This is a genomic window from Blastococcus goldschmidtiae (genome assembly GCF_031845325.1).
GTDB lineage: Bacteria > Actinomycetota > Actinomycetes > Mycobacteriales > Geodermatophilaceae > Blastococcus > Blastococcus goldschmidtiae.
The window spans coordinates 289,215-306,240 of the sequence record NZ_JAVREI010000002.1 but is presented as its reverse complement, the minus strand read 5'-3'; the positions used below and the strand labels follow the sequence as shown (position 1 = coordinate 306,240).

15 protein-coding genes are annotated in these 17,026 nt (G+C 73.6%); 10 read left to right on the top strand and 5 right to left on the bottom strand.

Annotated elements, in window-relative coordinates; all coding sequences use genetic code 11:
• Positions 1-75: 75 nt before the first annotated feature.
• The gene (locus tag RM425_RS06200) at positions 76-963 is read right to left on the bottom strand and encodes an alpha/beta fold hydrolase (protein WP_311344313.1); all 888 of its coding nucleotides are present in this window, start codon (positions 961-963) and stop codon (positions 76-78) included.
• Between the two features lie 136 nt (positions 964-1,099).
• Here RM425_RS06200 and RM425_RS06195 point away from each other — a divergent pair, with 136 nt between their 5' ends.
• The 3 genes from RM425_RS06195 (at position 1,100) to RM425_RS06185 (ending at position 4,241) form a co-directional block, all read left to right on the top strand.
• A complete protein-coding gene (locus tag RM425_RS06195) occupies positions 1,100-2,617 on the top strand; it encodes a hypothetical protein (protein WP_311344312.1) in 1,518 nt (505 codons plus the stop codon).
• An 89-nt stretch (positions 2,618-2,706) separates the two neighbouring features.
• Positions 2,707-3,420, top strand: a complete 714-nt coding sequence (locus RM425_RS06190) for a VOC family protein (RefSeq protein ID WP_311344311.1) — start codon at positions 2,707-2,709, stop codon at positions 3,418-3,420.
• Positions 3,417-4,241, top strand: coding sequence for an enoyl-CoA hydratase (locus RM425_RS06185; protein WP_311344310.1), 825 nt, complete (start codon positions 3,417-3,419; stop codon positions 4,239-4,241). Before RM425_RS06190 ends, RM425_RS06185 begins: the two co-directional genes overlap by 4 nt.
• A gap of 121 nt (positions 4,242-4,362) precedes the next feature.
• On the opposite strand, the gene RM425_RS06180 is transcribed toward RM425_RS06185, so the two are convergent.
• On the bottom strand, positions 4,363-5,745 hold the full coding sequence (locus RM425_RS06180) for an MFS transporter (RefSeq protein WP_311344309.1): 1,383 nt from the start codon (positions 5,743-5,745) through the stop codon (positions 4,363-4,365).
• A 449-nt stretch (positions 5,746-6,194) separates the two neighbouring features.
• Between RM425_RS06180 and RM425_RS06175 the strand changes: the two genes are divergently transcribed.
• Positions 6,195-7,169 carry a zinc-binding dehydrogenase gene (locus tag RM425_RS06175; protein ID WP_311344308.1) on the top strand — a complete coding sequence of 325 codons (975 nt, stop codon included), beginning with the start codon at positions 6,195-6,197 and terminating at the stop codon, positions 7,167-7,169.
• Between the two features lie 360 nt (positions 7,170-7,529).
• On the opposite strand, the gene RM425_RS06170 is transcribed toward RM425_RS06175, so the two are convergent.
• Positions 7,530-9,095 carry a DUF2252 domain-containing protein gene (locus RM425_RS06170; RefSeq protein WP_311344307.1) on the bottom strand — a complete coding sequence of 522 codons (1,566 nt, stop codon included), beginning with the start codon at positions 9,093-9,095 and terminating at the stop codon, positions 7,530-7,532.
• 366 nt (positions 9,096-9,461) lie between these two features.
• On the opposite strand from RM425_RS06170, the gene RM425_RS06165 reads away from it, so the two are divergent.
• From RM425_RS06165 to RM425_RS06140, 6 genes are all read left to right on the top strand, one after another.
• Positions 9,462-10,757, top strand: a complete 1,296-nt coding sequence (locus RM425_RS06165; protein WP_311344306.1) for an acyl-CoA dehydrogenase family protein — start codon at positions 9,462-9,464, stop codon at positions 10,755-10,757.
• A 129-nt stretch (positions 10,758-10,886) separates the two neighbouring features.
• Complete coding sequence (locus RM425_RS06160; RefSeq protein ID WP_311344305.1) at positions 10,887-11,090, top strand: zinc-ribbon domain-containing protein; 204 nt, start codon at positions 10,887-10,889, stop codon at positions 11,088-11,090.
• Positions 11,091-11,178: 88 nt separating this feature from the next.
• A complete protein-coding gene (locus RM425_RS06155) occupies positions 11,179-12,063 on the top strand; it encodes an ATP-grasp domain-containing protein (protein ID WP_311344304.1) in 885 nt (294 codons plus the stop codon).
• A gap of 146 nt (positions 12,064-12,209) precedes the next feature.
• The gene (locus tag RM425_RS06150; RefSeq protein WP_311344303.1) at positions 12,210-12,641 is read left to right on the top strand and encodes a hypothetical protein; all 432 of its coding nucleotides are present in this window, start codon (positions 12,210-12,212) and stop codon (positions 12,639-12,641) included.
• A gap of 72 nt (positions 12,642-12,713) precedes the next feature.
• Positions 12,714-13,004 (top strand): DUF1932 domain-containing protein, encoded by a 291-nt coding sequence (locus RM425_RS06145; RefSeq protein ID WP_311344302.1) that lies wholly within the window; start codon positions 12,714-12,716, stop codon positions 13,002-13,004.
• 250 nt (positions 13,005-13,254) lie between these two features.
• Positions 13,255-15,225, top strand: a complete 1,971-nt coding sequence (locus RM425_RS06140; RefSeq protein ID WP_311344301.1) for a cation:proton antiporter — start codon at positions 13,255-13,257, stop codon at positions 15,223-15,225.
• A gap of 49 nt (positions 15,226-15,274) precedes the next feature.
• On the opposite strand, the gene RM425_RS06135 is transcribed toward RM425_RS06140, so the two are convergent.
• Entirely contained in the window at positions 15,275-16,042 is a 768-nt protein-coding gene (locus RM425_RS06135; RefSeq protein ID WP_311344300.1) for a CPBP family intramembrane glutamic endopeptidase, read from the bottom strand.
• Positions 16,039-16,980: an NAD(P)H-binding protein gene (locus RM425_RS06130; protein WP_311344299.1), complete on the bottom strand. Its 942-nt coding sequence runs from the start codon at positions 16,978-16,980 to the stop codon at positions 16,039-16,041. Before RM425_RS06130 ends, RM425_RS06135 begins: the two co-directional genes overlap by 4 nt.
• Between the last annotated feature and the right edge of the window lie 46 nt (positions 16,981-17,026).

Sequence of the window (17,026 nt, the reverse complement as noted above, 5' to 3'; positions counted from 1 at the left end):
GGGCCGGGGATCGAGCCTCGCCTCAGGAGCGGCTGTTCCGGCCGGTGCGCGGCCGGCAGCAACGCGCGTCCGTGGTCACGGGACCGCTGCGGTCCAGGACGTGAGCAGGGTGCGCAGAGCTGCGACCAACGGCAGCGGCTGGTCGAGCATCGGGTGGTGCCCGGCGTCGGGCAGCTCGATCACCGGGGCGCCCGCGGGGAGCAGCTGCTCGATCTGCGCCGCCATCGCGGGCGGGACCAGTCCGAACTCCGACCGGAACAGCGCCGCCCGGCAGCGCAGGTCGGGCAGCAGCTCGCGCATCAGCCGGCGCTGGCCGAACATCCGCGGGTCGAACTTCCAGCTCCAGCCGCCCTCGACCTGCCGGAGCGACTGTTCCGCGATGTGCCGGGCGATGTACGGCAGCAGCACCTCCTGGCGCGGAAGGGTGGTGAAGCGGGCGACCCCCTCCTCCAGCGTGGCGTAGACCCGCCGTGGCCGGGGCCGGCGGCGCATCCCCTCGTCCTCCGGAGGCCGGTCGTTCAGCGGCGAGTCGATGATGACCGCCCCGGCGAGCCGCTCGCCGTGCTCGACGCCTGCGGTGGCCACGGCCCAGCCGCCCATGCTGTGGCCGACCACCACGGGCGGCCCACTGATCCCGCCGGCGACCGCCGCAGCCAGCACCTCGGTGGCCCAGACGGACATGTCGTAGTGCTCGCAGTGGCCGCTGTCGCCGTGCCCGCTCAGGTCGACCGCGACCACCCGCTGCCGAGCGGCGAAGAACGGCGCGACGTGGTCCCACCAGCCGGAGTGCGCGGCGCCGCCGTGCACGAGAACCAGGCCCGGGTGTGCCTGGTCCCCCCAGCAGCGCAGGTGGATCGCGCAGCCGTCGACCTCCACGTCGAGGTGGTCCGGGGACGAGGCCAGCGCCGCCGAGAACCACCTGGGGGCGGTCGTGGCGTCCGGCGACGGGCCGTCGTTCTCCACTACGTCCTCCTCCGGTGCCGGAGGGCATGCTATTCCTGAGGATCAGGTCATCCGAGCGGCGGTGCTGGCCCTCCGCCGGCACCACCGCCCCCGGCGCTGCCGCAGCCTGACAGCACCCGACAGCAAGGAGCACCCGATGCTCGCCCTGGAGGACTCCCTGCCGGTCGTGATCGGCGGGGCGAACGTCACCCGCAAGCCGCGCACCCCCGAGGAGACGACGGAGCCCGCTGACCTGTTGGCCGCCGCGGTCCGCGCCGCGGCCGAGGACGCCGGGCTGACCGCGGCGCAGCTGGCCGAAGCGGACTCGCTCGACGTCATCAACCTGCTGTCCTGGAACTACGCCGACCCGACGGGCGCGGTCGGCTCCCGGGTCCGGATGCGCCCGTCGCGGGCTAGCTACAGCCCGATCGGCGGAGACCAGCCGACGCGGCTGCTGGCGGCCGCGGCCGCACGCGTGCAGCGGGGGCAGAGCCGGCTGGCCGTGGTCGTCGGGGGCGAGTCGCTGCGGTCACGCCGGGTGCTCGGCACCGCCGGTGTCCAGCCGGAGTGGACACCGGCCGGGCACCCGCCGGTGCCGTACGTCCCGGGGGTCGGCGTGGCGGGGCCGGCCACCGCCCACGGGCTGCGCGCCCCGGTCCAGGTCTACCCGATGTTCGAGCTGGCCCGCCGGGCGGCGCTCGATGCGACGCCGGCGCAGGGGCAGCGGCGGTCGGCGGAGATCCAGGCGGGCCTCGCGCGGGTCGCCGCCCGGGTACCCGGTGCCGCAGTGCCGTCCGCGCCGACCCCCGAGCAGATCGCGACACCGGACGCGGCCAACCGCTGGGTCTCGTACCCCTACACCAAGTACATGTGCGCCAACTCCGACGTCGACCAGTCGGCGGCCACCATCGTGACCACGTACGGACACGCGCGCGCGCTCGGCGTCAGGCCCGACCGGATGGTGTTCCTGTGGGGCGCCGCCGGCGCCACGGACACGACCGATGTCCTGGAACGCGCGACGTACGCGGACTCGGCCGCGATCGCGGCGGTGCTGCGCGACGCGGTGCAGCTCGCGGGCGGGGTACCGGACCTGCTCGAGCTCTACAGCTGCTTCCCGGTCATCCCGTGGATCGCCGCCTCGGTGCTGGACGTCCCGCCGGAGCGCGAGTTGACCGTCGCAGGCGGCCTGACCTTCTACGGCGGGCCGATCAACGCCTACATGAGCTGCGCGGCCAACGTGATGCTCGAGCGGCTGCGCGAGGCGGGGGCCGATGCGACGGGGCTGCTATACGGCAACGGTGAGTACGCCACCAAGCACCACGCCCTGGTGGTGTCCGCGGCGCCGCCGCCTGGGGGCGTCTTCGTCGAGGACGACGAGCCGTCCCGGCAGAAGGCAGTCGACGCCGCGCAGCGCCCCGGCCCGCGGCTGGAGCCGAGGCCGGACGGGGCGGCCACCATCGAGAGCTACACGGTGCTGCCCGGACCGGACGGCGAGCTGGCCCGCGCGGTGGTGATCGGCCGGCTCGGCGACGGAGCGCGCTTCGTGGCCGGGGTGGCCGACGACGCGGAGTCGCTCCCGGTGCTGACGAGTCCGGACCGGCATGCGGTCGGGCTGCGGGGGACGGTGCGACACGACACGACGTCGGGACTGAACACCTTTGCGCCGGCGGGCTAGCTCCCGGTCGCGCTCGCGGATGTCCCGTCACCGGGCCGGCCTGGCACCGGCGTGTTGTAGCTCGGCCCCCCACGTGCTGAAGTGAGGGCGTGACACGCCTGCGCCAGCTCGTGCTCGCCGCACACGACCGCGCGCCGGTCGAGCAGGCGCTGCAGGAGCTCCTCGCAGCCACCGCACCGCACCATGACCCCGGCGTCGGGCGGTTCGGCCTCACCAACGCTGTCCTCGCTGCGGGCTGCGACTTCGTCGAAGTCGTGTCGCCCTCGACGCCCGGCACGGCGGCCGGTCGGTGGCTGGCGCGGAACGGCGGCGACGGCGGCTACATGCTCATGATCGACGGACCGCCGACGCTCACGGCGCACGACCGTCACACGGGTCTCGGCGTGCGTGAAGTGCACCGGGTCGAGTTGCCCGACGTCGTCGACGTGCACCTGCATCCCAGGGACACGGGTGGCGTGCTCCTGGCGCTGGACTCCGTCGACCCGGCCGGGTCCTGGCGATGGGCGGGTCCGGCCTGGACCGGGAGCAGCCCCACGTGCGCCGGTGGGCTGCGCGAGGTCACCATCATGGTCCCCGACCCGGGCGAGGTGGCCCGACGCTGGGCGGCGCTGCTCGACATCACGGCAGTCGGCAGCGACTGCCGCCTGCCTCTCGACGACGGCCGCCAGCACCTGTCCTTCGTCGCCGGCGCAGGCGACGTCGCCGCCGTGACCGCGGCGCGGCTGGCGTTGCCCGGCGTCGAGCATCGCGCAGCCGTCGTCGGCGGAGTGCGCTTCGACATCGTCCCGCTGGAGGAGACGTGACAGACATCGAGACCGGAACCGACCACCTGCTCGCCCGCGTCGAGAACGGCGTCGCCGTGCTCACCATGAACCGCCCGGAGCGCCGGAACGCCCTGTCCGAGCAGATGATCGGCGCTCTCGGCACCACGCTCGCGCAGGTGGAGGCGGATGACGCGGTCGGTGCCGTGGTGCTCACCGGGGCAGGTGGCGCGTTCTGTGCGGGCGGTGACGTGAAGGGCTTCGCCGAGCGCTCGCCCGGCGCGCCCGAGGCGTCGAAGGAGCTGCTGCAGCGCGCGAACCAGCGCGCCACCAGCGGGCGCCTGTGGCGGATGCCCAAGCCCACCATCGCGGTGCTCCCCGGGGCCGCTGCGGGAGCGGGCCTGTCGATGGCGCTGGCGTGCGACCTGCGCTACGCGGCGTCGTCCGCCGTGCTGACCACCGCCTTCGCCCGCGTCGCGCTCGCCGGCGACTACGGCAGCGCGTGGTTCCTCGTGCGCCTCGTGGGGCCGGCGCGCGCGCGGGAGCTGCTGTACCTCTCCCCGCGGCTGTCGGCGGACGACGCCCTGCGGCTGGGACTGGTCAACGCCGTGATTCCGCCGGACGCCCTCGAGCGAGAGGCGATGGCGGTGGCGCACCGGTTGGCGGACGGGCCGCGCACGGCGCTGGCGTCGATGAAGCAGAACGTCGCGCTCGCGCTGACCACTCCACTCGACGACTACATGGACGTCGAGGTCACCCACCACCTCGCGACCTTCGCGACGGATGACCACGCCGAAGCCGCGCGCGCCTTCGTCGACAAGCGTGACCCCGTCTTCGGCGCTCGCGAGTCCGGTCCCAGGTAGGCGACGGCGGGCTCGCCGGCCGGGGACCGCAACGGGCTCCCGTTCCTGCGCCCGGTCGCCCACCGTCGGGCGGCGACCCTTCCGCGGCCGTGGACGGATGCGCCACCCGCGTCCGGCCGACTCAGTCGGAGTCGCGCGACCTGCGCGCCATCGCCGACCTGCGCCGGCCGGCGACTGCGTACACGGCCACGACGGCGATCACACCGGCACCCATCCCGCACAGCGTCCAGCGCAACCCGATCAGGTCGGCGAGCAGCCCGAGCGGCAGTGCTGCGATGCCGAAGGCGCCGAAGCTGAGCATGACCAGGCCCTGCACCCGCCCGTGGAACTCCGTATCCGCCAGGTGGAGCAGCTGCGACTGGTTGCTGGTCTGGAAGGCGAGCATCGCCGCGCCGACGGCGAGGAGCACGACCACCGCGACGTAGGCGGTCGGCGCGATCGCGAGCGAGCACAGGGCCACGCCGAAGAGGGCGCCCGCCCCCACGAAGACCCGCCTGCGCCGCACCCACGAGCCGCGCCGCCCCAGGAGCACACCGGCCGCGACTCCGCCGACCGCGGAGGTCGCGGACAGAACGCCGTAGCCGACGGAACCGAGGCCGAACAGGTCGCTGGCGATGGTCGGCATGAACGCCAGGTACGGCATCCCCAGCATCGTGACGCCGATGCCGCACCACACCAGGGCGTTGAGCTCCCTGTGCCGGTGGACGTAGCGCACCCCGTCGGCCAGCTCCCCCAGCGGGGACCGGCCGGAAGGCTCTCCCGGCCGCCCGGGCGGAAGGGCGGCGGTGAGGAGCACCCCGACGACCGCCAGGCCAGCGCTGATCAGGAAGATCGCCTCGATGCCCCAGGTCACCGCACCGATGACCACCCCGGCCAGCGCGGGACCGACCACCCTGTTCACCTCGGCGTTGACCAGCAGCAGCGAGACGGCCTGGGGCATCGACCCGCGCGGGACGAGCTCGGCGAGGAAGGCCATCCGGGCGGGGCCGAACAGCGCGAAACCCACGGCCTGCAGCACGCTGGCGCACAGCAGCATCCAGTAGGCGATGACGTCGAAGACGACGGCCAGCCCGACCCCTGCGCTCGACACCGCCAGCAGGAGCACCGAGAGCTGCAGCACCAGCCGCTTGGGCAACCGGTCGGCGGCCACCCCACCCCAGGGGGTCGCCAGCAGGAGGGCCACTCCGAACGCCAGCAGGATCCCGCCCAGCGCCGCGTTCGACCCGGTCAGCTCGAAGGCGAGCCAGCCGCGGGCGATCGCCTGCGCCATGACACCGAGGAAGACCGCGACGGCGTTGAGGTAGAGGACGAGGAAGCCGCCGATCCGCAGGATCGCCATGGCGCCGAGCGGCGGGGTCTCGGGCGGGACCGAGAGGGCGCTGTCCCCGGGCACCGGGACGGCTGGAACCGGCACCTCGGACAGCGGACCCGGCTCCGACGCGGCCGGTGTCCATCCCGTCCCCTCGCGCTGTGCGTCGATGGGTCGGACGGCTTTCCCGCTCATGTCCCCCCTCGTCCGGCCCCATGCGGAGCAGGGCGACCGTCCAGCACCACACCCGAGCAAACGGGCGCGCTCTCGACCTTGCCACACCGGGCGCCCGACGACGGAGGATGTGCCGTCACCCCGAGACGTGTGCGTATGTGGTGTGGCGGACCACGGACACCGGATGGAATCCACCGTCGTTCCGGTCCCAGGGCTCATCTCGGCCGTCGGGGCGGCCCCCGCGCTCGAGTCCGACGGCGCAGCCGCGGCTGGTTGGACCGCGGTTCTCGCAGGCTTCGTACTGTCGTTCTTCTCCGCGCTCGGGCCGTGGCTGAGCCGGGTCCACGCCACAGCTCAGCGAACCAAGGCGTCCGCCTGACAGGGTTCACGTCACGGACGCGCACGTAGCGTGTGGCCCCAGGGCGGTCGGCGGCAGCCAGGTGACGGCACCAGCAGGACGGAGATCTTCCATGTGGGCACAGACGCTCAGCGGCCCCTTCCGGTTCGAGCAGGTCGAGATCGCTGCCCCTGACCCGGCCGCGCTTCCCCCGCGGCACGTGCTGCTGGCGACCCGTGCCGGTGCGATCTGCGGCAGTGACCTGCCCAACTTCCGTGGCGGGCTGTGGCCGCACCCGGCCGCCGAGGACGGCTGGGGCGCCACGCGGGCGCCGGGCTTCCCCATGCACGAGATCGTCGGTGAGGTCGTCGCCAGCCGGCACCCCGACCACTCCCCCGGTGACCTCGTCGTCGGCTGGGCGTCGATGTTCGACGGCATCGCCGAGCTGGTGGTCACCGACGGCGACGGCCTGGCCGGCTACGACACCACGCTGCCGGCCACCACCGCCGTCATGCTGCAGCCGCTGGCCTGCGTGCTCTACGCCGTCGAGCAGCTCGGCGACGTCTCGGGGCAGTCGGTCGCGGTGATCGGTCAGGGCCCGATCGGGCTGCTGTTCAGCCACGTCCTCAAGGCCCGGGGCGCGGCCCGCGTCACCGGCGTGGACCCGGTGGACCGCGGCGACGTCGCGTCGGTCTTCGGTGTCGACGAGGTGGTCACCGCGCGCGCCGAGCGGTGGGCCGGGCGGCTCTCCGACGCCGACCGGCCGAAGGTGGTGGTAGAGGCGGTGGGCCACCAGATCTCGACACTGCAGCCGGCGCTGGACGCGGTCGCGTACGCCGGCCAGGTCTTCTACTTCGGCATTCCGGACGACCCGATCTACCCCTTCGACATGCTGACCTTCCTGCGGAAGAACCTGACCCTGCGCTCGGGCGTGGCCCTGGAGCGGCGACGGGTGCTGGCGGACGCCGACACCTACCTGGCGGAGCACCCGGAGCTACGGGAGTCCTACGTCACCCACGTGCACCCCGTCGCCGACGTGCAGGCCGCCTTCAGCACCGCGATCGCCCCCCGCCCCGGGCAGCTGAAGATCGCGGTCGACATGACGTGACGTGGTCGTGAGCGGTCGGCAGAGGTGTCTCCCGGGTCGCCGACCACGTACTGATCCCGGTCGAGGACCCGTGCTCCCCGGGCCGCACGCGGCGTGCGCTGCTCCTGATCGCCGACATCGGCGGCTGCACGCAGTACATGCAGTTCCACCGCAGGATGCTCGGGCACGCGGAAGCGGCCACCAGACGCCCGCTCGACAAGATCGTCGGCGCCGCGCGGGCTTCGAGCTGATCGGGATGGAGGGCGACGCGACCCGGATCGGGGCCAGGGGCCGCGCTGACCGGTGAGGCGGGGACGACGCCCGCCACCGGTTCGTCATCGACGTGACCACGGCGGTGACGCCGCCTCCGGAGCCACGGCGTCAGCGGTAGACGACGTCGACGCTGCGGAAGGCACCGAGCTCGTGATCGGCGACGAAGTGCTCGTGGTCGGCACGCACCCGGGCGACGGCCTCGTCGGCGAAGCGCAGCAGGTCGTCGACGAACAGGTCGTGGCCACCGATCGCCTCCATGATCGCGGGCTCGACGTCGTAGTCGATGAGGCCGTTCTCGTCGGACATCGCATGGGTGTGGGCCAGCACGCGACCGCAGATGGCGGCGTACTCCTTCCACTCCCCCACCGACAGCGAGCCCAGGCTCATGTCGTCGCGGAACGGTGCCCGCTCCCGCACCATCAGGCTGTGGCCGTCGAAGTCGACGCTGCCGTAGAAGACGTCCCCGTTGACCAGGTGCACCCGCTGGGCGTGCCGGATCCGGTCCCCCTGCCGGTCCACCTCGAAGCCCGAGGGCGGCACCAGGCCGGCCAGCGCCGACCGGCGCGCCCGCTTGAACTCCAGCAGCAGGTCGTCGGTGCCGTCGGCGCGCGGCCCCTCGATGAGCACGAAGTACCGGGCCAGGCCCAGCGACGCCGTCCCGGCGCCCTTCCGCTCGGCGACGTCCTTCACCCGCATCGCGCCCGCACGGGCGGGGACGGCGACGTCGTTCTCGCGCACGTAGCGGTCGACCAGGTCCTGGAACTCAGCTCGCCTGCTGCTGACCGGGACGAGCTCCTCGTCGGTGCGGAAGCCGGTCCCGTGCTCGTCCAGCAACGTCTCGGCCAGCCATTCCGCGCGGCCGCGCTCCATGACGCCGCTGATGAGCTCGGCGATCATCGGTGGGGCGTTGTCCAGCCGCAGCTGCTCGTCCTGCTCGGTCCCATCGGTGGCATAGGCGGCGATGCCCTCGATGTAGCCGCGGACGAACCGCTGCGCGATGGCGCGCTGCTTCTTCCGCTCGAGACCGGACTTCTCGGCCGCTCCCAGCATGAAGCCGACGACCCCCCGCTTCAGGTCCCAGGTGAACGGCGCGTAGAAGGCGTCGTCGAAGTCGTTGACCCCGAACACGGGCACGTTGTCCGCACTCGGCATGACGCCGAAGTTGCCCGGATGGACGTCGCCGAGCGCCAGCACGGTGGGCATCCGGGCGTCCTCGCCGAGGATGTCCCGGTAGAAGAGCAGGTTCGTGCCGCGGAAGAAGTGGAAGACCGAGCCGGCGAGCTTGTCGAACTTCGCCCGCGCCTCGACGTCGCTGGTGGCGATGCGGGTCTCGTGGTCCTCGCGCACCGTCTCGCGGACGTGCATGCGCCGGTCGTTGCCGGACAGCATCCGCGGCAACAGGACCATCTCCCCCCGCGCGCGGGCCTCGGCGAGCTCCCGGAAGGCCTCCACCCGGGACCCCACCGGGGCCCTGCCGTCGCGCCTGATCACGCCGTCGTCCTCCGGTTGGTCGCCGTCCCCCCTGTGCCCCCCGTCCCCGTCCGACGGTCCGAGCTCGCGCAGGCTCGACACCAGCTGCGCCTTGCTCATCGCGGAGCGCCCGCGGATGTCGGCGGCCCGTGCACGCTCGAGCAGGTCGGTCCGGCTGGTGCTCTCCAGGCTGTCTGACTGCATCCAGCGCCCCTACCCGACGGGCGGCGGGCCACGGTGCTCCCGCCGTTACGACCTCGTGACACCTGCCGACCTGCACCGGGCCGGCGGTCGGGCGACCCCGATCGGCCGGCTCCAGCACGGGGACGACGTCGGTCATCGGCTTCGTCTCGAGGGGGCTCGCCGGTGCCCGGTGGGCGCCCACCACCGCGCGGTGGGTCCCCGACGCGAGCGGCTGTCCCTCCGGGAGAACGGATCCGGGTCGAGCGGCCGGCCGCTGCTGTGTCACGCTCAAGGTCCGTCCGACCGGATCCGCGTCGTCGCTGCGCTTCTCGGCACGCTCCCGGTGAGGACCGCCCTGCCGCACGGACACGCTGAGAGGGACACCTGATGCAACGCGCTGAGCCAACGGAGCTGTTCGACCTACGCATGAGCGAGGAGGCCCGACCGCTCTACGACCGCGTCGTCCGGTTCCTCGAGGACGTCGTCGCGCCGATGCAGGAGGAGTTCCACCGGCTCGGCGAGGGACGCGCCGACCGGTGGTCCTACGCGCCGGGTCAGCTGGAGGCGCTCGAGGGCGCCAAGAACAAGGCCAAGGAGGAAGGCCTCTGGAACTTCTTCCTGCCCAACTCCGAGGTCGGCGGCCTGACCAACCTCGACTACGCCTACATCGCCGTCGAGCTCGGCAAGTACCCGCTCGGGTCCGAGTCGCTCAACTGCTCCGCCCCCGACACCGGCAACATGGAGGTGCTCGAGCGCGTCGGGACGCCCGAGCAGAAGGCCCGGTGGCTCGAGCCCCTCCTCAACGGCGAGATCCGCTCCGCCTTCGCCATGACCGAGCCCGACGTGGGCAGCTCCGACGCCAAGAACGTCCGGCTCCAGGCGGTGCGCGACGGTGACGACTACGTACTCAACGGCGAGAAGTACTACATCTCCGGTGCCGGCGACCCGCGCTGCAAGATCATGATCGTCATGTGCCAGACCAACCCCGAGGCGCCTGTACACCAGCAGCAGTCGCAGATCCTCGTGCCGATGGACACCCCGGGTGTCCAGGTGCTCGAGCCGATGGAGGTCTTCGGCCGCGACGACGCCCCGCACGGCCACATGCGCATCCGGTTCACCGACGTGCGCGTGCCGGTCTCCAACATCCTCCTGGGCGAGGGCCGTGGGTTCGAGATCAGCCAGGTCCGCCTGGGGCCCGGGCGCATCCACCACTGCATGCGCGCCATCGGCCAGGGCGAGAAGGCGCTGGAGCTGATGGTCCGCCGGGGCAAGTTCCGGGAAGCGTTCGGCAAGCCGATCCTGAACCTCGGCAAGAACATGGAGACGGTCTCGCGGGCGCGCATCGAGCTCGATGCCTGCAAGCTCATGGTGCTGAAGGCGGCCAAGGCGATGGACGTGCTCGGCAACGCCCAGGCCCGGGTCTACGTCTCGGCGGTGAAGGCGATGGTCCCGGAGAAGGTGTGCCAGATCATCGACCAGGCCATCCAGATCCACGGCGCCACCGGGGTGTCCCAGTGGACGCCGCTGGCCGGCATGTACGCCAGCCAGCGCACGCTCCGCCTGGCCGACGGGCCCGACGAGGTGCACCACTTCGTCGTCGCGCGCCACGAGGCCGGTCGCTACAACGAGCCCGCTCCCGGTCGCGCCGAGGCCCGCGGCGAGGGCGTCTTCGCCGGTCCCTGATCGGGCGGAGCACCTTCCGGGCGCACCGACGACAGGGGCCCGGTCACCGCCGGTGGCCGGGCCCCTGTCATCGTCGGAGCGGGGAAGGCCCACCAGGCGGCGGCCGGGCCGGCTGCCTACCGTGGCGGGATGTTCTTCCTCTTCGGCTTCGGCACCAAGCACAAGGACCTGGGCCCGGGGGAAGTCCGCACCTGCCCGAACTGCGGCAACACCACGACCTGGGCGCGGGTACGGACGGCGAAACAGTTCACCGTCTTCTTCATCCCGATCGCCCGGTGGGGACGACGACAGCTGGAGATCTGCGGCATCTGCGGCACGGCCGTCGAGGTCTGAACAGGACCGCCCGCCGCTCCGACCGGTCGACGGTCGCCCGCCCGTCCCGCCGGCGACTCGACGGGCGCGGAACCCTAGGCTTCCGCGCGTGCCGGCCTACACCGATCTGGCGCTGTACGCGGACAGCACGCACAACGCCGGACGGCTGCGCGAGGCGGCGCAGCAGCTCGGCCTGACCGTCCTGGACCTGCCTCGGAACCCCGCGGAGCTCCGTCTCCGCCCACGTCCGGGGCTGGCCTGGCGGGCGCCGCTGGGACTCGTCGCCGCGCTCATCGCCCGCGGGGCACCCATCCGGCTCACGGCCGCCGGACCGCAGTGGTTCGCGTCCCTCCCGCCCGAGCTCCTGGGACGGCGGGTGGCCGTCGTGGACGCCGCAGCTGTCGCGGCCGGGCACGTTCCGTTCCCCGTCCGCATGGTCAAGCTCGCCGACGCCAAAGCCTCCGGGTTCTCGGCGACGAGGACCGCCGGGACCGCGGCAGCGGCCGCTGCCGTCCACGAGGCCGCGCTCCCGCCGCCGGCCCGCCTGCTCGTCGCCGACCGGTGGCTGGACTGCGACAGCGAGTACCGCGTCTTCTGCATCGGCCGACGGGCGGTCGCCTGCTCCCCCTACGTCGTCGAGGGAGAGGCGTGGGGCCCGCTGCTGCACCGCCACCGGGCCAGCTTCCACGACCACGCGGCGGCCTTCGCCGCCGAACTGCTCTCGGGCCTGCCCGACGCGCGCGTCCCTCCGGCCTGCGTCCTCGACGTCGCCCGGCTCGCCGACGGCAGGCTCGTCGTGCTCGAGACGAACACCACCTGGGGTGCCGGCCTGTACGGCTGCGACCCCGGGCAGGTCCTTCGCGCGGTGCTCGCCGCGAACGACTCCGCGGACGACACATGGCTCTGGGCGCCCGACCCGGCTCTGGTCCGACGGGCAGCCGACCAGCCGGAGCCGGCCACGGCCCTCCGCAGGGAGGCGCCGACACAGCGGTGAGCACGACACCGGTCATGCCCGTCGCGACCGCAGTTCGTCGACATGACCGTGGAGGTGCCCCGCGAGACCGGGTCGGACGCGCCGCGCGCGACCTGGCGGCTCAACGGCACGCTGCGGATCACGACCGCCGAGAACGCCAGCCGGGGATGACGGGTCCGCACGGCCCCCTGAACCTGACCGGCGAGCTCTCCCTCGAGGTCGACGGGGTCGGCGTGCAGGTGCACGCCGACGGCGCGGACGTGCGGATCGTCGCCGAGGACGTGGGCGACTTCGTGGCCCGGGTGCGGGAGGCGGCGACCGCGCGCAGCGGCGTGGCCCCCGGCCGCCGGGACCTGGGCGGGCTGGCCGAAGCCCTGGCCGAGGCCGGCATCACGGCGCACCTGGCCTCCCCCACCCGCCCGGTCGCCGTCGCCGGTGCGGGCGTCCACTCACCCGCCGGAGGGCTCCTGCTGGGCACGCGACTGGTGCGTCCGCGTGCCGCCGTGGTCGTGCTCGCCGTCGGCGGCGGCCGCCGGCTGCTCGTCGCGGGCGCGTCGGTGCTGGCCCTCGGCCTGGTCCTCGCGCGCCGCCGCAGGTAGGACGGCGCGGCCGGTCATCGGGACGCGGTCGGGATCCCCGACCCGGCCGTCGCTGGGCCGACCCAACCGAAGATGACCTACGCGGCGTGGACCGAGATCGCCACCGTCCTGCTCGTGGGCGTGCACCGGACCGTCCGCGACCTCCACGTCGACGATGCGCTGCTCGCCGAGTGGGCCCGCTCGCAGCCGGACCTCGCCGGCCGGCACGCCGCGGCGGTGGAGGCGGCCCGGAACAAGGGCTGGCGCTGGGAGGAGGAGATGCCGCAGATCGCGCAGCCCTTCACCGCGGCGGGCAAGCCGGCAGGTTTCGCCGATGCGGCCGCCGAGCAGTTCGGCCGGTGGCCCCGGCCGACGGACGGCTGAGCGGTCGACGCGCGCTGTCGGCGCTGCTGCTGGCCCGGCCGATCGCCATCCTCCTGTCACCGGCGCGCATCAACCTGCCCGTGGTCGAGCGGGCCGTCGCCCCATGGTTCGGCCGAAGGGCTTCGCGTTCGCGGTGCCTCGGCGTCGTCCGCACCCGGGTGGCGACGGTCGCCCGAGATGCCGGGCGGACGGCGGGGTGCCACCGTCACCTGGACCGTGCCGAACTCCTGGATGAGGCGGAGGAGCTCCCGTGGAACTGCCGCGCCTGCTGCTCGAGGGCTCCGTGCTGCTCATGGTGGCGGTGGTACTCGAACCGGTCGCCCGGCGGGTCGGGATCCCGCTGAGCGTCATCCTGGTGGTCGTCGGCTTCGTGGCCTCCGCAGCAGGCCTCGCCCCGCAGATCGCCCAGCTCGAGGGCGAGGCCTTCGAGCAGGTGGTGATCTTCCTGTTCCTGCCGCTGCTGGTCTTCGCCGCCGCGCTGGGGATCGATCTGCGCGCCTTCGTCCGGAACCTGGGGGCGATCCTGGCGCTGGCGGTCCCGGCCTTCCTCGTCTCCGCGGTCCTCGTCGGTGTCACCCTCCACTGGGCGCTCGGCACGGCGCTGGTGGTCGCGTTCCTCTTCGGGGCCCTGATCTCGGCCACCGATCCCGTGGCGGTCGTCGCCGTGTTCCGCGAGGTCGGCGTGCCACGGCGGCTGCTGACCCTGGTGGAAGGCGAGAGCCTGCTCAACGACGGCGTCGCGATCGTGCTGTTCGCCGTCCTCGTCGATGCGGCGCTCGGCGGGTCGGTGGGCGTCGCCGCCGGGATGGTGGAGTTCGTCGTCGTCTTCGGTGGCGGAGCCGGGTTCGGGATCGTCCTGGGCTGTGCTGCTTCCCTGGCGCTGCCGTGGCTGGGCCGGCTGCCGGCCGTCGGGCTCTCGCTCGCCGTCGCCTACGGGTCCTTCGTCCTCGCCGACGTCGTCCTGGGGTTCTCCGGGGTCATGGCCACCGCGGCGGCCGGGATGGTGCTGGCCGGGTACGCCCCGAGCCGCGCGTCGGCCGAGGTGCGGGAGATGTGGGAGCAGACGTGGGAGGCGCTGGACTACGTCGCCAACGCGCTGCTCTTCCTGCTGATCGGCCTGGTGATCGGGCCGAGCGGACTGCTGGATGACCTCGGTCCGATCGTCCTGGCGGCGGCGGTCGTGCTGGTGGCGCGTGCCCTCGCCGTCGTTCCGGTGGTGTGGCTGCTCGAGCGGCTGGCCCACATCCCCAGGCTGGGCTGGCGCAACGAAGCCGTGCTGATCTGGGGCGGGCTCCGCGGCGGGGTGGCGCTGGCGCTCGCCCTCGCGCTCCCGGAGGAACTGGCCGAGCGCGAGCTCCTCGTGACCCTGACCGGAGGCGTCGTGCTGGCCACGCTGCTGCTCAACGCCACCACGATCCGCTGGCTGGTCGCGCGCCTGGGGCTCGCCACCCCCTCACTCGCCGACCGCTACCTGGTGGCCATCGCACGGGTCTCGGCCACCGAGTCGGCGCAACGGGAGATGACCGACCTGGGGCTGGGCGCCGATCCACGGACGAGCGAACGGTTCGCGGAAATGGTGCGGTCGGCACGTCAGGAGGTGGCCGACCTCGACGTCGACCCGGGGCAGGAGTACCGCATCGTGGTCGGCCGCGGGCTGCACGTCGAGCGCCGCACCTACCAGCTGCTGAGCGACGAGGGCCTGCTGCCGCCCGCGGTGACGCGCACCCTGCTGCACGAGGTGGACGACGAGATCGACGATCTCTCCCTGCACGGCGAGGACTACCGGCTGGGGACGACGCGCCGATCGCGGTCCGGGCGCGCCGAGCAGGTCGGTCGCCGTCTCCTGGGCCGGCTGCCCGGACCGGCCGGCAGCGATCCCGGCGAGCTCGCGTACGCGGAAGCCACCGCCCGTCGGCTCGCGGCGCGACGCACGTCCGAAGCGCTGGACGTCTTCGACCACCTGCCCTCGGTTCGGCAGGAGACCGTCGACGAGGCCCGGCGGACGTTCGCCGCCTGGGAGCAGCGGGCGATCGCGGAGCTGGACGAGATCGATGCCCGCTCCGAGCCGGACGCCGCCCGCCTCCGTGCACGCCAGGTCGAGACGCTCGCCGACGCGGCCGCCGGCCGTGCCCTGGCCGAGCTGGTCGACTCGGGGCTGCTGCCCGAGCAGGCACTGAGGACGACCGGCACCGCGCAGGCCGATCGCCCCACCGAGGTCTGACCCGGGTCGACGCCAGGAGCCGGACTCCGTCCCGACCGGTGAGCGGCGATCACCCCCGACCGGACACCGACGCCCGCTCCTCCACCGCCAGGCGGTCGGCGAACAGCGGCGGCAGGTAGCGCAGCATCAGGGCCGACCACACCACGTGCGTGAGCACGGGCGCCTGGATCCCGCCGGTGATCCTGCGCTGCACGGCGAACAGCAGCCCCATCGGGACGCTGGCCAGCACGAGTGCAGGGTTGCGGGTGGTCGTGGTGGCCAGGCCGTACACCGCGGTCGACACCAGTACCGGCCGGTCCGCGCCCGCCGCCGCGTAGAGAGCACCGCGGAAGAACACCTCCTCCGCCAGGCCGTTGGCCAGCGTGGTGGTCAGCACCAGCGGGTTGGACCCCTGGTCGGCGTAGCGGAGCACCGAGCCGATCGCCCGCTCCAGCACCGGGATCCGCCGGGCGACCAGCGCCGCGGCGTAGAAGGCCCCGAAGGCCCCGACCCCGGAGACGACCGGAGTGAGCAGCGGCCGGCGCAGCCGGTCGCCGGGCCCGAACATCCGCCCCAGGTGCAGCGGCCCGGACGCCAGACCGCCGGCCACCCAGGTGCCGGCGACCCCGAGGGTCAGCCCGTAGAACCGCGGCGACCCCGGTGGCGTCGACAGCGACACCCCCAGCAGCGACGCCCCGGTGACCGCGGTGGCGGCGGTGACCCGCCGGCGTCGCCGGAAGGCCGCGTCGCTCTCCCAGTGGTCACGCGGCACGCGCCGGAGCAGCGGCCCGGCCGCCCGCTGGATCCGGGCCGAGAGCATCGTGCGGCCGCGGGTCACCGCCGCGCTCCGCGGCTGAGCCACCCGCCGCGCCGGTCCCCCGACTGCTGCCGGCGCTCCCGCGCCCGCTCGACCAGGGCGGTCATCACCATCTCGTCGTAGTCCATCGGCTCGAAGGGCACGACCGAGCGGATGGCGTCGTCGGTGACGACCACCTCGTTGGTCATGGAGTCGATGAGCGAGCGGCCGGTGTCCAGGTCGACGTCGGTGACGAGCGCCAGCCAGCGCGAGGACAGCTGCGGGTTGAGCAGCGGCACGGGGACGACGAACATGTGCCGGTTCTGGATCTCGGCGACGCGGCTCATCATCTGCAGGTAGGTGAGCACCTCCGGGCCGCCCACCTCGAAGACCCGCCCGGTGGCCTCGGGTGCGTCGAGGACGCCGACCAGGTACCGCACGACGTCGGCGACCGCGATCGGCTGCGTCCGCGTGCTGACCCACCGCGGGGTCACCATGGCCGGCAGGTGCGCCACGAGCTGGCGGGTCATCTCCCACGACACCCCGCCGTGGCCGACCACGATGCCGGCACGCAGGACCGTCACCGGCACACCAGTGGAGCCCAGGAGCTTCTCGACCTCGCGGCGGCTGCGCAGGTGCTTCGACAGCTGGTCGCCGTCCCGGCCCAGACCCCCGAGGTAGACGATCCGGTGGATCCCGGCCGCGGCCGCGGCGCGGGCGAAGGTGCGCGCCGCCTCGGCGTCCTTGCGCTCGAAGTCCGGGTCGTCGAGGGAGTGGACCAGGTAGTAGGCGACCTCGCAGCCCTCGAGGGCCGCCCGCAGCGAGTTCTCGTCCCCGACGTCCCCGGCGACGGGGGTGCCCGGCCCCTCGTAGCTCTCCGGCCGGCGGGTCATCGCCCGGACCTCGTGCCCTGCTTCCACGAGCGCGGCCGCCAGCCGGCTGCCCACGAACCCCGACGCGCCGGTGACCAGGATTCTCACCGGCCCAGGGTGACCCGGCCGGGCAGGAACCGCGACCCGTGCCACC

Bases quoted from the DNA above. Each gene is read 5' to 3' on its own strand.
- RM425_RS06195 (WP_311344312.1), top strand. From the start codon at position 1,100: ATGCTCGCCCTGGAGGACTCCCTGCCGGTCGTGATCGGCGGGGCGAAC.
- RM425_RS06180 (WP_311344309.1), bottom strand. From the start codon at position 5,745: ATGAGCGGGAAAGCCGTCCGACCCATCGACGCACAGCGCGAGGGGACG.
- RM425_RS06175 (WP_311344308.1), top strand. From the start codon at position 6,195: ATGTGGGCACAGACGCTCAGCGGCCCCTTCCGGTTCGAGCAGGTCGAG.
- RM425_RS06170 (WP_311344307.1), bottom strand. From the start codon at position 9,095: ATGCAGTCAGACAGCCTGGAGAGCACCAGCCGGACCGACCTGCTCGAG.
- RM425_RS06165 (WP_311344306.1), top strand. From the start codon at position 9,462: ATGCAACGCGCTGAGCCAACGGAGCTGTTCGACCTACGCATGAGCGAG.
- RM425_RS06160 (WP_311344305.1), top strand. From the start codon at position 10,887: ATGTTCTTCCTCTTCGGCTTCGGCACCAAGCACAAGGACCTGGGCCCG.
- RM425_RS06150 (WP_311344303.1), top strand. From the start codon at position 12,210: ATGACGGGTCCGCACGGCCCCCTGAACCTGACCGGCGAGCTCTCCCTC.
- RM425_RS06145 (WP_311344302.1), top strand. From the start codon at position 12,714: ATGACCTACGCGGCGTGGACCGAGATCGCCACCGTCCTGCTCGTGGGC.